At 42.1% G+C, this 14802-nt stretch carries 12 protein-coding genes; 9 read left to right on the top strand and 3 right to left on the bottom strand.

The window, feature by feature from the left end:
- The first annotated feature begins 172 nt into the window (after window positions 1–172).
- Window positions 173–1573: an asparagine--tRNA ligase gene (asnS, locus tag BS333_RS06380; protein WP_021708117.1), complete on the top strand. Its 1401-nt coding sequence runs from the start codon at window positions 173–175 to the stop codon at window positions 1571–1573.
- Window positions 1574–1682: 109 nt separating this feature from the next.
- On the opposite strand, the gene BS333_RS06375 is transcribed toward asnS, so the two are convergent.
- Entirely contained in the window at window positions 1683–2276 is a 594-nt protein-coding gene (locus BS333_RS06375) for a GNAT family N-acetyltransferase (protein ID WP_021708116.1), read from the bottom strand.
- A 524-nt stretch (window positions 2277–2800) separates the two neighbouring features.
- On the opposite strand from BS333_RS06375, the gene BS333_RS06370 reads away from it, so the two are divergent.
- The gene (locus BS333_RS06370) at window positions 2801–3991 is read left to right on the top strand and encodes an amino acid aminotransferase (protein WP_021708115.1); all 1191 of its coding nucleotides are present in this window, start codon (window positions 2801–2803) and stop codon (window positions 3989–3991) included.
- Window positions 3992–4075: 84 nt separating this feature from the next.
- Here BS333_RS06370 and BS333_RS06365 read toward each other — a convergent pair whose 3' ends face one another.
- On the bottom strand, window positions 4076–4717 hold the full coding sequence (locus tag BS333_RS06365; protein ID WP_021708114.1) for an outer membrane beta-barrel protein: 642 nt from the start codon (window positions 4715–4717) through the stop codon (window positions 4076–4078).
- Between the two features lie 254 nt (window positions 4718–4971).
- On the opposite strand from BS333_RS06365, the gene BS333_RS06360 reads away from it, so the two are divergent.
- Window positions 4972–6861 carry a DUF294 nucleotidyltransferase-like domain-containing protein gene (locus BS333_RS06360; RefSeq protein ID WP_021708113.1) on the top strand — a complete coding sequence of 630 codons (1890 nt, stop codon included), beginning with the start codon at window positions 4972–4974 and terminating at the stop codon, window positions 6859–6861.
- 10 nt (window positions 6862–6871) lie between these two features.
- On the top strand, window positions 6872–7588 hold the full coding sequence (locus BS333_RS06355; protein WP_033003182.1) for a 3'-5' exonuclease: 717 nt from the start codon (window positions 6872–6874) through the stop codon (window positions 7586–7588).
- Window positions 7589–7736: 148 nt separating this feature from the next.
- Here BS333_RS06355 and BS333_RS06350 read toward each other — a convergent pair whose 3' ends face one another.
- Entirely contained in the window at window positions 7737–9620 is a 1884-nt protein-coding gene (locus tag BS333_RS06350; protein ID WP_021708111.1) for a methyl-accepting chemotaxis protein, read from the bottom strand.
- 325 nt (window positions 9621–9945) lie between these two features.
- Here BS333_RS06350 and BS333_RS06345 point away from each other — a divergent pair, with 325 nt between their 5' ends.
- The 5 genes from BS333_RS06345 (at window position 9946) to BS333_RS06325 (ending at window position 14711) form a co-directional block, all read left to right on the top strand.
- Complete coding sequence (locus BS333_RS06345; protein ID WP_021708110.1) at window positions 9946–11100, top strand: ABC transporter substrate-binding protein; 1155 nt, start codon at window positions 9946–9948, stop codon at window positions 11098–11100.
- A gap of 9 nt (window positions 11101–11109) precedes the next feature.
- Window positions 11110–12786: an ABC transporter permease gene (locus BS333_RS06340; RefSeq protein ID WP_021708109.1), complete on the top strand. Its 1677-nt coding sequence runs from the start codon at window positions 11110–11112 to the stop codon at window positions 12784–12786.
- A 13-nt stretch (window positions 12787–12799) separates the two neighbouring features.
- Window positions 12800–13450: an ATP-binding cassette domain-containing protein gene (locus BS333_RS06335; protein WP_021708108.1), complete on the top strand. Its 651-nt coding sequence runs from the start codon at window positions 12800–12802 to the stop codon at window positions 13448–13450.
- On the top strand, window positions 13440–14054 hold the full coding sequence (locus tag BS333_RS06330) for a CDP-alcohol phosphatidyltransferase family protein (RefSeq protein WP_021708107.1): 615 nt from the start codon (window positions 13440–13442) through the stop codon (window positions 14052–14054). Before BS333_RS06335 ends, BS333_RS06330 begins: the two co-directional genes overlap by 11 nt.
- Before the next feature lie 180 nt (window positions 14055–14234).
- Window positions 14235–14711 (top strand): outer membrane lipoprotein, encoded by a 477-nt coding sequence (locus tag BS333_RS06325; RefSeq protein ID WP_021708106.1) that lies wholly within the window; start codon window positions 14235–14237, stop codon window positions 14709–14711.
- The last annotated feature ends 91 nt before the right edge of the window (window positions 14712–14802 follow it).

Raw genomic sequence — 14802 nt, 5'->3', positions numbered from 1 at the left:
TGACCTTTTAAATGCATTTAATGGTTGATGCAAACAAATTGACAGGTAATATATCTGGTTGAAACTGTAAAACTCTATACAACCCATCGTGCCGTTTGCTTTAATGACTTAACGCAACCATTTTCACGTTAGCTTGGGTTGAACGTTTACCTCAATGGAGAATATTAAAAACATGACTTACGCGCCTGTATCAGACGTTTTGAAAGGCCAGCTAGCCGTTGACAGTGAAGTCACGGTTCGCGGCTGGATCCGTTCACGTCGTGATTCCAAAGCTGGAATCTCTTTTCTTGCCATTTATGACGGCTCTTGTTTCGACCCAATTCAGGCCGTGGTCCCAAATAACCTGAATAATTACGAGAACGAAGTCCTCAAGTTAACAACGGGTTGCTCTGTCGAAGTAACGGGTAAAATTGTCGAGTCACCTGCAAAAGGACAAGACTTCGAGCTTGATGCCACCAGCGTAAAAGTCGTTGGTTGGGTAGAAAACGCTGACACCTACCCTATGGCGAAAACTCGCCACTCGATTGAATACCTTCGTGAGGTTGCTCATCTGCGCCCACGTACAAACGTTATTGGTGCTGTTGCTCGTGTTCGTAACTGCTTATCACAAGCCATTCATCGTTTCTATCATGAGCAAGGCTACTTTTGGGTTTCTGCACCACTGATTACCACTTCAGACGCTGAAGGTGCAGGTGAAATGTTCCGAGTATCCACACTGGATATGGAAAACTTACCACGCACTGCTGAAGGTAAAGTGGATTACAGTGAAGATTTCTTTGGGAAAGAAACGTTCCTAACTGTATCTGGCCAACTGAATGGTGAAGCATACGCATGTGCACTGAGTAAAGTGTATACTTTTGGCCCAACTTTCCGCGCTGAGAATTCAAACACAAGTCGTCACCTTGCTGAGTTCTGGATGGTCGAACCTGAAGTTGCGTTTGCCGATCTCAACGACATTGCCAAGCTATCTGAAGATATGCTTAAGTATGTTTTCAAAGCTGCGCTTGAAGAATGCCGTGATGATTTGGAATTCTTTGCTCAACGTATCGATAAAGAAGCAATTAGCCGCCTTGAGAAATTTGTATCTTCTGACTTCGCACAAGTTGATTACACAGATGCAATCCAAATTCTACTTGATTCTGGCCGTGACTTTGAGTTCCCAGTTGAATGGGGCATTGACATGTCTTCTGAGCATGAACGTTACCTTGCTGAAGAACACTTTAAAGCACCCGTTATCGTTAAAAACTACCCGAAAGACATTAAAGCATTTTACATGCGTTTAAATGACGATGGTAAGACCGTTGCTGCAATGGACGTTCTGGCTCCGGGTATTGGTGAAATCATCGGGGGCTCTCAGCGTGAAGAACGTTTAGATATCCTAGACGAACGAATGCGTGAAATCGGTATCGACCCTGAGCATATGAACTGGTACCGTGATCTTCGTCGCTATGGCACCGTACCACACGCAGGCTTTGGTTTAGGCTTTGAGCGTCTTGTTTCCTATGTAACGGGTATGGGGAACGTTCGTGATGTTATTCCATTCCCTCGTACAACAGGTTCTGCCAACTTCTAAGCTTTATTGTTAAGTTTTCAATAAAAGCGCAGATTATTAACTTTAAAGGCTTTCTTAAATGAAGGCCTTTTTTATACTTGGCAAAATTTAACCTAGAAAGTGCAAAACGCTAGTATTTGTATTTATTTAGCTTGTACTCCAGCGCGATTTTCACCGCAGGCCATTCAGAATTAATAATTGAAAATACGACTGTATCCCTATAGCCACCGCTATCAAGCTTTTGATGATTTCTTAACACACCATCTTGCTTAGCTCCCAAACGGGCAATAGCTGCTCTGGAAGGATGATTATGCCAGCTTGTTCTTAACTCTACTGCAATTGCCCCTAATTGCTCAAAAGCATGCTCTAACAGCAGTTTTTTACAGGTCGTGTTACATGATGAACGTTGATATTGTTTGCTATACCATGTGTAACCTATCTCAACTCGTTTATTTTTTAAATCAGCATTACAAAATCGCGTTGAACCAACAATGCAGTCCGTTCGTTTATCAATAACAACAAAGGGTTGCCCTGCTCCGCAAGATTTCTGCTCTAAAGCTGAATTGATATAGTTTTCGATAGTTTCTTCGTTAGGCACTGAAGTAAACCAAAGCTCCCAGAGCTGCCCATCTGCAGCTGCTGAAATAAGTTCGGCGGCATGCTCCTTCGCCATCGGGATCAATTTAAAATCTTCAGACTCAAGTTGTATTTCTTGTAACCACATTTCACTCTCCTTGTTTATCACAAAAATATATACTGAAGTGTAAAAAAAACTGACAAGATTCGCCTCTTTTTAAGTACTTTTCACACGGTTAAATTCACTCCGGGCACGAGGCTCGAAATTTAATGTACTCTTGTATTATTCGGTATAATTACTCAAGATATTTTAGGCAAAGCAGTGAAGCAACGTCGACCTTTCCCCATAGCGTCAAAAACCACATAAGCCATTAAATATAAAAACATTTTAAATTCATTCATGGGTTTAAAACTTATATTGGCTCACAAATTATCCCCTTTTTAGCTTAGAGGCCATCAGAAGTATCTAAGATTGCGGCCCATCGTTAGTGCACATTTATCCTTGCTCTTGCCAGCTATATAGTCGCTATTTTTCATATCAATATACTATCCTGCATGAATTTTTCGCTTCAAATCAAATTTTTTTCAAGTTTCTTATTATTAACGGTTGTAACGAATATTACACACAGGTATAAATGGTTGAAGATACTTTATATTGCACGGATGAAGATTATGTTTGAAAAAATTGTTACTGCTCCTGCCGATCCTATCCTTGGCTTAACCGAAGAGTTTAAAAAAGACACTCGTAGTGAAAAAATCAACCTCGGTGTAGGTATTTATAAAAATGAACAAGGGGAAACCCCAGTTCTTGCCACTGTAAAAAAAGCAGAAGCGATTTTGCTCGAAACTGAAAAAACCAAGTCTTATCTGACCATCGAAGGTACTGCAGAATACGGGCTGGCTGTGCAAAAATTGCTTTTTGGCAATGATGCTGAAGTAGTCGCCTCACATCGAGCAAAAACGGCGCAAGCTCCAGGGGGAACAGGAGCACTGCGTGTTGCAGGTGAATTTATTAAACGTCAACTCGGTAACGTAAAAATCTGGATCAGTAATCCAACTTGGGCAAACCATATTAGCGTATTTAAAGCCGCAGGTTTAGAAGTGGCTCAATACAGCTACTACGATGCAGACAGTAAGAACAAAGACTTCAGTGCAATGTTACAGGATCTGCAAACGGCCTCTGAAGGCGATATTTTGCTCCTACACGGATGTTGCCATAACCCAACAGGTATTGATCCAACACCGGAAGAATGGGAAACCTTGGCTAAACTTGCTGCAGAGAAAAAACTGTTACCTTTGTTTGACTTTGCCTACCAAGGCTTTGCGAAAGGCGTTGAAGAAGATGCTCAAGGTTTACGTATCTTTACTAAGCACAATAAAGAAATCTTGGTTGCCAGTTCATTTTCTAAAAACTTCGGTCTCTACAATGAACGTGTTGGTGCCTTCACCCTAGTTGCCGAAGATCAACAAGTTGCGGACACGGCATTTTCTCAGGTAAAGACCATCATCCGCTCAATTTACTCAAATCCACCAGCACATGGCAGTGCTGTTGTTACCCATATTTTGAATAACTCAGAGCTACGTGCTGAATGGGAAAATGAAGTCGCAACAATGCGTGATCGTATTCAAACGATGCGTGAGCTGTTTGTTCAAACTTTGAAAGCAGAGGGTGTCACTGCTGATTTTAGCTTTATCGAACGTCAAAATGGCATGTTTTCATTTTCTGGCCTTTCCAAGCAGCAGGTTGAGCGCTTAAAGAATGAATTCGGAGTGTACATTGTTGGTTCTGGCCGCATCAGTGTTGCTGGAATGACGAAGTCCAATATGGGGCCTCTGTGCAAAGCCATTGCTGCCGTATTGTAGATTGATTGAACTGCAACAGTTAAAACGATTATTCACAAAAAAGGTCAGCAGATGCTGACCTTTTCTTCATTATATTCAAGTTACTTAGTAGACAAACTTGAAATTAAGCCCTACTTCATTAATATGATCTGAGTGGGTATCCTTATAATCAGTATCACGATATTGATAGTACAGGCCTGTTCCGATCACATCATGCCACTGATAGTTAAAGCCAATTTTGTAGTTACGTTCATTAACAATATCGCTATGATTTACATGCACTTCAGCTGCCGCTATCAGTTTATCTGTCAATAGATAATTCGCTCCGAGGGTAGCACCGTGGAGAAATTCACGATCTGAAGAAAGAGTTTTATCCGATTTATCCAAGGTTACTCTCGCTTTTAAGAGACCAAAGCCGTACATCCCGTAAACATCAAACCTGTCGTTAATGGCATAACGGTATCCAGCTCCAAGCATCACACGATCAACACGCCATGTAGACTCCTCAGGGTGAATAAATTGCACAGAGTACTCTGCATTTAACAACCAATGTTCACTCAGTAAATAATGCCCACCTAAACCGAGCGAGGTAACATTGGAGTTATCTAACCATTCTTCATTGGTCGTACCTGCACCAATGTCTAAGTCTACATGTTTGTAGCCAAATTTTTCTACTTGTTCTACGTCAGAAGCAAAGCTTACTATTGGTAGTATAGCCAAAGGCACCATTAGTAAAGATCGTATCATTTTCATTCCTTTAATAGATGCAGTCAGCACATAATGACGTCAGCCAGCATCCACATTGACAATCGATAACAGAGGCTGTGAGTCGAGCTATTGACGCACAGGGATGTTGATAAAAGACTAGTTGAATTCTCGCATATTTACCGTGTGATTTGTCAGAATCTTTTCACTTCAAATAAAAAACTGTGATCAGATAAGACACTGTTTTAAAACTAAGTTAAGATTAACTAATGAATTCACAATTTAAAGGCACCTTTATGGATGCAGAGCTCCTCGAGATATACAATTTTCTCGCCAAGTACCCCCCTTTTAATGATCTTCCAGAAGAGGTGCTGACCAGAGTCACTGAGGGTGTAGAGATTTCTTACTTTCGTCAAGACACCCCCATCATTCACATTGGCGATCATGTCGAAGATCTTTTTGTGGTGAGAAGCGGTATTGTCGAAGTATATCGGCGCAAAGGTGAACTTTACAATAGACTAGATGAAGGTGATTTATTTGGTCAAATGGGGTTGCTCACCAACAACAAAGTTCGCTTTCCAGTCAAAGCTATTGAGGACACTCTACTCTACTGTATCCCACAAGATATCTTCCAAGACCTTTATGACAATTTTGATTCATTTGCCGACTTTGTCGAAGTAGAAAACAGCGCTCGACTGCGACAAGCAGTATCCGTGAATAATGACGCTAATGACCTGACTACGTCAAAAGTTAAAACGTTACTCACACGTGAGGCACCGACAATCGAACGTAGTCAGTCGATTCAAGAAGCCGCTCAAATCATGGCGCAGGATAATGTTTCTGCACTCTTGATTGTTGATCAAAGCCAAGAAGAAGAGGAAGATGCACCTAACTCACAAGTAGCTGGAATCATTACCGACCGTGATTTATGTACCCGAGTATTAGCAGAGGGAATTTCGCCACTTGATGATGTCGCCTCAGTCATGACAACAGAAGTCATTTCTCTCGATCACAACGCTTACGTATACGAAGCCATGCTGACCATGCTTCGCTACAACGTTCACCATCTTCCAGTGGTGAAAGATAGATTTCCTATCGGGATTATTGAAACTACTGATATTGTCCGCTACGAATCTCAGAACTCCCTCTTACTAGTCAGCAGTATATTCCAGCAACAAACCATCGCTGAGCTCGCATTAGTCGCAGAAGAAGTCAAAAGCAGCTTTGTGCGTTTAGTGAATGAAGATGCAAACTCACACATGGTAGGAAGTGCCATGTCCGTGATTGGACGAAGTTTTAAGCAACGTTTGCTCGAAATGGCAGAAGAAACGCTTGGTCCGCCACCAATACCGTATTGTTTTCTTGCACTAGGCTCAATGGGGCGCGATGAGCAACTGCTTGTCACGGATCAAGACAACGCCATCATCTTAGATGACACTTTTGAAGAAGCTCAACATGGAAAATATTTTGAGGCCCTAGCACAATACGTCAGTTACGGCTTGAACGCATGCGGTTACAAATACTGTACCGGTGATATTATGGCAACCAATCCTTTGTGGCGTATGACAAGGACTCAGTGGGAAGAGTGCTTCTCTGATTGGATTGATAACCCAAACCCTAAAGCTTTGCTCAATGCCTCTATTTTCTTCGATCTCGATGGTGTTTATGGTCGCCTGAAATGGGCTGAACAATTAACCAGTTTTATTGTTCGCCGGGCTCGCAAAAACAACCGCTTTTTAGCCTGCTTAGCTCGTAATGCCCTAAACCGCACGCCTCCCCTCGGTTTTTTCAAAGATTTCGTGATGGAAAAAGACGGCCAACACAGAAACTCTATCAATTTAAAGCGGCGTGGCACAGCACCACTGGTCGACTTAATTCGTGTGCATTCACTGGCAGTAGGATCTTTAGCAAAAAACTCTTTCGAGCGTTTGGACGATATTATTGATGCGGGCATCTTACCAAAAGGCAGAGCACAAGATTTAAAGGATGCTATGGAATTCATCTCAATGGTTCGTATCCGTCACCAAGCAATCGACGTTGAAATGGGCATTGAGCCAGACAATAACATCGAACCTGAAAACCTATCCGACTTTGAACGCCGAAATCTAAAGGATGCTTTCCAGATCCTAAGTAATGGGCAGAATTTCCTTAAGTTCCGCTATCAGGCGAATAATAAGTTTAAGTGAGCCCAAAGTGATTAAAAAGTTATTTCAAAAACCAACCCTTCAGTGGCCAATGAAGTTTCAGCAAAAACTGGAAAGAGCCAAAGACCACCGTTTAATTGAGTTTTATGGAGCCTCGCTACCTTCACCTGAAACCCCAATATCCAAAGTGGATTTTGTCGCATTAGACTTTGAAACAACCGGATTAGATCCTGAAAAAAACGGCATCATTACCATTGGACTCGTGCCGTTTAACCTCAATCGTATTTATCTCCGCAAAGCCAAGCATTGGAAAGTAAGGCCGCAAGAGAAAATGGATGAAGACTCAGTCATCATTCATGGTATTACTCACAATGAGTTGATAGATGCACCCGATATCGAAGAGATCATTGAAGAGCTTTTACCCGCATTGAGAGGTAAAATTGTGGTTGTCCATTACCGCTGTATTGAACGAGAGTTCCTCGACCAAGCTCTAAAGGTTCGACTCAATGAGGGGATTGAATTTCCAATCATTGATACGTTAGAACTCGAAGATAAAATCCAGCAGAAACTGACTGGTGGGCTATGGAACAAAGTAAAAGGGCGCAAGCCTCCCTCATTACGTTTAGCTCAATCTCGCCGCCGTTATGGCTTACCTGATTATACACCACATCATGCCCTCACGGATGCCATTGCTACCGCTGAATTACTTCAAGCACAGATTGCCCATTTTTATAGTCCAAAACAAGCTATCGGTGACTTCTGGCTATAAACTTGATTCAAAGAGAGGTTACTGAGTCGAAGTAAAGGAAAACAACGAAGCTTAATCACAATAAACCTAATAGCAATAAAATAGAGCCGCACACAAGCGGCTCCAAAAGGCAGTAAATCGCATCAAGTACTCACTGGCTCTTTTGCATTTATAACTTAAATTGCTTAATTTCTTGCTCTAGCTCACCAGAGAGGACTGATAAATTCGATGCTTGTACTGCTGCTTGCTGGGCTTCTGTCGATAGCTCATTAGAGACATCTCGAATTCCCTCAGTGTTGCGCGTAATTTCCGTGGTCACCGAAGCTTGTTCTTCTGCAGCCGAAGCGATTTGAGTTGCCATGTCGCTAATCCTTTCAACAGCCGCATGAATTTGAGTCAAACTTACAGCGGCCGAATTAGCATCATCGACACTGGTTTCCGCTAATTGGCGGCTATTGTCCATAATACTTACCGCTTTTCCGGTCGTATCTTGGAGCATTTCTATCGTGGCTTGAATCTCTTGAGTAGAGGCATGCGTCCGTTGGCTTAAAACCCTCACCTCATCTGCTACCACAGCAAAACCACGGCCTTGCTCCCCCGCTCTCGCGGCTTCGATAGCGGCATTCAACGCTAACAAATTCGTCTGCTCTGCAATCCCCTGAATCGTCGATAAAATCGCATTAATACTGTTACCGTGAGCTTCAAGTTCTTGAATCACATTGGTCGCCACCAACACTTCTTGAGCGAGGTTCTGAATTGAACTTTGCGTTTGTGTCACTTGAGCTGAACCATGCTGACAAACATCAACAGCTTCACCTGAATTCGCAGCAGTGTTATCAGCATTACCCGCGATTTCCTGTGTGGCTGCCGCCATTTCATTCACTGCCGTAGCGACCATATTGATTTCATCTTGCTGATAAGCAATACGCTGGCTTCTCTCTTCCGCTTGGTGCGCCGTTTGACTTGCTTGCTGAGACAATGCAGAAGAAACCTGACTTAATTTACTCACCATGGCATGCATATTACCGACAAAACGGTTGAAGTTTAATGCCAGTTGACCTACTTCATCATTACTACGTGGTTCGAGACGTTGGGTCAAATCCCCTTCCCCAGAAGCAATCTCTTCTAATGCTTTAGAGACTCGGTTTAAATCACGAAATAAGAAACCAACCAACCAAGAAACAGCAAAAATCACAACCAGTGTAATTACGAGAGCTGTTAACAGCATTTCTCCTAGTAGTTTGGCGTGGCCTGCTTCTTCTGTTTCTCGATCCATCTCAATCGCAAACATCCAATTAGTCCCAGGAACACGACTGAAATAGTAGAGTTTCTCACGGCCGTTCATCAGAATGTTCTTAATTTGCCCCTCATTAGCCGCACCGATAATGGCATTAGGTGACAACTCAGCAGATAGGTTTGTAATAGGCTTCAACGCTAAGCTCTTATCTGGATGAGCTAACAATGTACCGTTGGCCATATCAATTAACATCGCATGAGCATTGTCACCCGCGTCCAAATTAATAACATCTTCGATAAGTTGATCAATTAAGACATCTGCGCCTACAACACCAATAAACTCACCATTTTTTCTAACAGGCTCAGCAATGGTAACAAGCAAAGTCTTGGTGATCGCATCTTGATAAGCTTCTGTGATAATTTGCTTACCTGCTTTCTGGGCATCTCTATACCAAGGTCTTATTCTTGGATCATAGGTTGCGCGATTTCGTTCAGGGTGAGAGCGATACATTTGTCCTTCTGGCGTACCAAAGAAAATATCATCAAAGCCTCCTGCTTTTTGTGCCAGTTGCAGGTAAGGAACCAACTCATTTTCTGTTGTGTAATCATTAAAAGCTTGAGCGATGCTCTTCCGGACTTCAACCCAATCAGAAATCCCCGCAGAAGCAGTATGGCTCAAGCTTTGTGCCCTTGCGTAGACACCTGAACGGGTTTGCTCAAAAAGTTGGTCAGCGGACAGCCATGTCAGCACTGCCGCCATAGTAATTACAGCTGATAAGCTTGTTCCAATAAGCTTCTGTTTTAATGATAGATTCATACAAAAATGATACTCAAAAGTGCTAAAGATCGCATATTACACATTTTGCTTTAATGAATCATCAGATTTATCCATCAAATATTTTTATCCAAACCATAAAATAATAATCGGTCATTTTATTAGAGGATTATACTTAAGTACCCTCAAGATATCGTGCTCAGCTAAACGAACTCGCTCTGAATCAAGCCTCTTGAGGTCATTTGGGTATATATGTTTATAGAAAAAACAATAAGGTTATAAAGTATAAAAAAAGTGACGAATTTTAGTTATGTATGTTTAGTGAATTAAGATATGGTTGGTAGCTTTCACATAAAAGAGAAAAGTTATGAAGTGCTTATTCAATAAATTATGTTCTTTTAGCCTGATTTCACTTGCTCTAACGAATAACGCTTTAGCAACAGATTGGCAAAGCATCGAACACCAAGCAAGTGGACAGCGTGTTTACTTTCATGCCTGGGGCGGCAGCCCTGAAGTCAATCGTTACCTCAGTTGGGTTGGTCAACAAGTTAAGCAGCGTTACAACGTCACCCTCCATCACGTTAAAGTCACTGATATTGCCGAAACAGCGTCGCGCTTGGTCGCTGAAAAAATTGCAAACAAAAACCAAAACGGCAGCGTTGATATGGTTTGGATTAACGGCGAAAATTTCAAGTCGATGAAAGACAACCAGTTATTACAAGGCCCATTTGTTGAGAGCTTACCTAACTGGCATTACGTAGATAAATCTTTGCCAGTAACAATGGATTTCTCGGAACCGACTGAAGGCCTTGAAGCACCATGGGGAATTGGACAATTGGTTTTTATTCATGACCAAGAGACCCTGAATAATCCACCAAACTCTTATTCAGAAATGTTGAATTATGCAAAAGCCTTTCCGAATCGTTTAACTTACCCCAAGCCACCAGAGTTTCATGGGACTAGCTTTTTGAAATCATTGCTGATCGAACTTTCCCACAATGCCCCAGAACTTCAAAAGCCAGTCACAAAAGAAGTGTTTAACAAGGTAACTCAACCTCTATGGGATTATTTAGACGAATTTCATCGCGTTGCATGGCGAGGTGGCAAGCAGTTTCCAGCTGGTTCAGCAGAAGCGATTCAACTATTAGATGACGGCCAAACAGACTTGGCTATTACCTTTAATCCTAACGCCGTTTTCTCAGCGCAATACAGCGGAAAATTAGCAGAGACAACGCGAGCCTTTGCAATGAAACAAGGAGCCCTTTCAAATATTCATTATTTAGCCATCCCATGGAACGCCAGTGCTGCTCAAGGAGCCAAGGTCGTCATTAACTTTTTGCTTAGCCCGGAAGCACAATCTAGGAAAGGAGATATCATGATCTGGGGAGATCCTTCGATATTGGATAAGCAATACCTAACAGGGAGTGCCAAAAACATTCCTTCTTTTACCGCAATAAATGAACCTCACCCTAGCTGGCAGAACGCACTTGAGAAAGAATGGCTAAAGCGCTACGGGAGCTAGTTTAACCAGATGCTAATTTTATTTTACATACTGGTGATTGCGGTTTGTTTATTACCTCTAGTACCCGGTATAGTGGGCGTTGTTCTCTCTTCTTTCAGCTATATACCCATACTGGGACTCAATCACTTTTCTCTTGACGGTTTTCGTCAGGTCTTTGAGTGGCATGGCATCTGGCATTCAATTAGCCTAACGCTTTATACCGCCTTGCTCAGTACTTACTTGGCTTGCTTAATGACCTTTTCTATTTTGCAAGCCTCCTGGAATAGTAAAATTTGGCGGTTTATCGAACGTACTCTTGCTCCACTTTTGGCCATGCCGCATGTCGCATTTGCCATAGGCTTCGCTTTTTTATTTGCACCGACAGGAATGGCATCTCGCATTTTTTATGACTGGTTTAGTTATGACCCAAACGCACAAGCCGTCCCTAGCTTAGCTTTATTAGTCAAAGACCCTTATGGCTTGGGGCTTATCTTTATGCTGGCCTTAAAAGAAGTGCCTTTTTTACTGTTAATGAGCATCCCGATACTGCAACAATTAAAAGTGAGCGATACACAAAAAATCTGTTCGTCATTGGGCTATAATAATGCTTCGACTTGGCTAAAGAGCCTTCTTCCTCAATGGTTGGTAAAAATGAGGTTTCCGCTCATGGCCGTCCTAGCTTATAGTGCCTCTGTGGTCGATGTTGCATTGGTTATTGGCCCCACTCAACCGCCTACTTTTGCGGTTTTAGTCTGGCAATGGTTTAACGAACCAGACTTATCACTGATGCCAAGAGCTGCAGCCGGTGCTATGACCTTACTTGCTCTTATCAGCTCATTAATTGGCTTATTACACCTCATCGAATATGCAGCCATACGTAGGTGGAAGTGTTGGCAATTTTCCGGGCGTTATCACTTACCATTACTCGGTAGAAGTGTGTATTTGTTCATTGCCTTGAATACAGTATTGATTGCAATATTGATTGTGATATGGAGCTTTGCACAACGTTGGCGCTTCCCAGACTTACTTCCAAGTCGATATAGTTTCCATTTTTGGCAAGATGAATGGTTTAGTGTTGCTCAGACCGTAGAGAGTAGCTTGTTACTGGCCGTGATTAGCGCTTCAATTGCTCTATTTTTAGCCATCATTGCTCATGAATATCGCCTTCGTTACCGTTTGTCTATCCCTGATTATTTCATTGCATTGCCAATGCTATTACCACAGCTATCGGTCTTATTTGGAATGCAGATTGTTACTCTCTATTTTGAAACCAATGCCTACCTTTTTTGGGTCTCTTGGTCTCACGTATTTTTTGCTTTCCCTTTCATATACCTGTCACTTGATGGTCCGTGGCGAAGTTATGACCAGAACCTCACACGGGCTGCTTTGAGTTTGGGGAAAGCACCGTTACACATATGGTTCAAGATAAAACTGCCCATTTTATTTCCTGCTATTAGCTTTGCTTGGGCGGTGGGCACCAGCGTCAGCTTAGCACAGTATCTACCCACCTTAATTCTTGGTGCTGGTCGTATTAGTACCATCACCACCGAGGCTGTTGCTTTATCCAGTGGTTTTGATAGACGTATAACGGCTATTTATGCCATTTGGCAAGCACTGCTACCACTGCTGTTCTTTTCGTTAGCTTTCATCGTGAGTCGCCTAGCGTTTAAATATCATCGCTTGCATCTACGCAATCTCAACCAATAAATATCATTGAGTTATGAGTCTTCATATTAATAACATTACAATCAAAAAAGCAGGTGGAGAAATTCTTCTCTCTAATTTTAATTTAGTTGTTAAAAAAGGAGAAATATTCACCCTAATGGGACCAAGTGGCTGTGGTAAATCTACTTTGCTAGACGTTATCGCGGGTCATGTAACCCCTGAATTTAACTATTCTGGAACTATCTTTCTCGATAATAATCGCCTAGATATACTACCGCCACATCAGCGCAAAATTGGCATTTTATTTCAAGACTCTTTATTATTTCCTCATTTGACAGTATGGCAAAATCTCGCTTTCGCTCTCCCAAACTCGATAAAAGGTGCACATCGAAAAATACAAGCATTAGAAGCACTCGAAAATATCGATCTCATTAACCTCGCTGAGTCATACCCTGAACAAGTTTCAGGAGGACAACGAGCTCGTATTGCGCTAATGCGCATGCTTTTAGCCAAACCGCAAGTCGTTTTACTCGATGAACCCTATAGTAAATTAGATAAGCATTTACGCGCTCATTTTCGCAGTTGGGTTGAAAATCAACTTCAACAAGCCAATATCCCTGCCCTTATGGTGACACACGATACTGAAGATGTGCCAAAAGATGGGGTATGTCTCACTTGGCCTACGGAGGAAAAAAATGCTAGATAGACTGAGCATTAAAGCCATCAAATGGCCATTAACACAAAGTGCGATACTGATTGATAAATGCGGTGTGAAAGCCAACCAAATGACCTTATTTGGCTTTATTGTTGGTTGTTTCGCTTTACCTGCTTTAGTATTTGAACACTGCGGTTGGGCGTTAGCCTTTATCATGGTCAATCGGATCTGTGATGGGCTTGACGGTGCATTAGCCAGAATTCAGGGGATTACGGACGCGGGTGGGTTTCTCGATATCAGTTTGGATTTCCTATTTTATTCTCTCATTCCTTTTGGTTTTGTTCTCGCCAACCCGGAGCAAAATGCGGTTGCAGGTGCATTTTTAATCTTTGCTTTCATTGGCACAGGTTCCAGCTTTTTAGCCTTTGCGGTTATGGCAGGAAAACGAGGTATTGACAATCCTACATACCAGCATAAGTCACTTTATTACATGAGCGGCCTAACAGAAGGCACAGAAACTATTGCTTGTTTCATTCTTTTCTGTCTATTTCCAGCCCACTTTGCTGTTATTGCCTATTTGTTTGGTAGCGCTTGCTGGTTTACCACGTGTACTCGGATTTATGCTGGTTTTAAGACTTTAGATACACCCGAGTAATTAATAAGATGTTTCGCATTCACAGGGGAACAGTAGCGCTTTCTATTTCATACTTAATATCAAAACAGAAACTTTAGCTAGCACATAGAGTTAAATGAGAGGTTACACATTTTTGTTACAGTTTGAATGTTGACGTTACTTGCATATACTAATGGGTAAACGCAATCAATTGGAGGCGACATGCTAAGGCACATCAACCATTCTTTTCTTCTCATTCTTTCACTTACTGCATTATTTGGATGTACATCACCAAACCCCTATGGTGACGCATATGGTTCACAAGATACTCGCACAATACAGCAGGTATACTATGGCACGATTGAAAAAGTTGCCCCTGTCACTATTGATTCTTCCTCTCAGAACAACGCTATCGGTACCATAGCAGGTGCAGCAATTGGTGGTATCCTAGGTTCGAAAATAGGTGGCGGTACTGGTTCTGACATTGCCGCTATTGGTGCTGGCTTATTAGGAGGATATGCGGGTAGTGAAGCGGCCGGTGCAGTTGGCAAGCGAAACGGGGTGAATCTAACGGTACGTTTAGAAAGTGGTAAAATCATATCGGTTGTACAAGAAGCTAACCCTAATATGATGTTTCAGGTAGGTCAGTCAGTACAAGTTAATGTGAACGGCAAAGATGCTCGTGTGGTTCCACGCTAGTTTTCTATTTCTAGAAGCTGCTTGAGGTTAAATGTGTCTATGAACTTAGCTAACCTCAAGCAGCATTTCCTTCTGCTATTTTGTAAGAAGT

It is taken from the genome of Vibrio azureus (assembly GCF_002849855.1).
Classification (GTDB): Bacteria; Pseudomonadota; Gammaproteobacteria; order Enterobacterales; family Vibrionaceae; genus Vibrio; species Vibrio azureus.
Note: the sequence above shows the minus strand (reverse complement) of the source record. Positions and strands in the feature narration are given on the sequence as shown.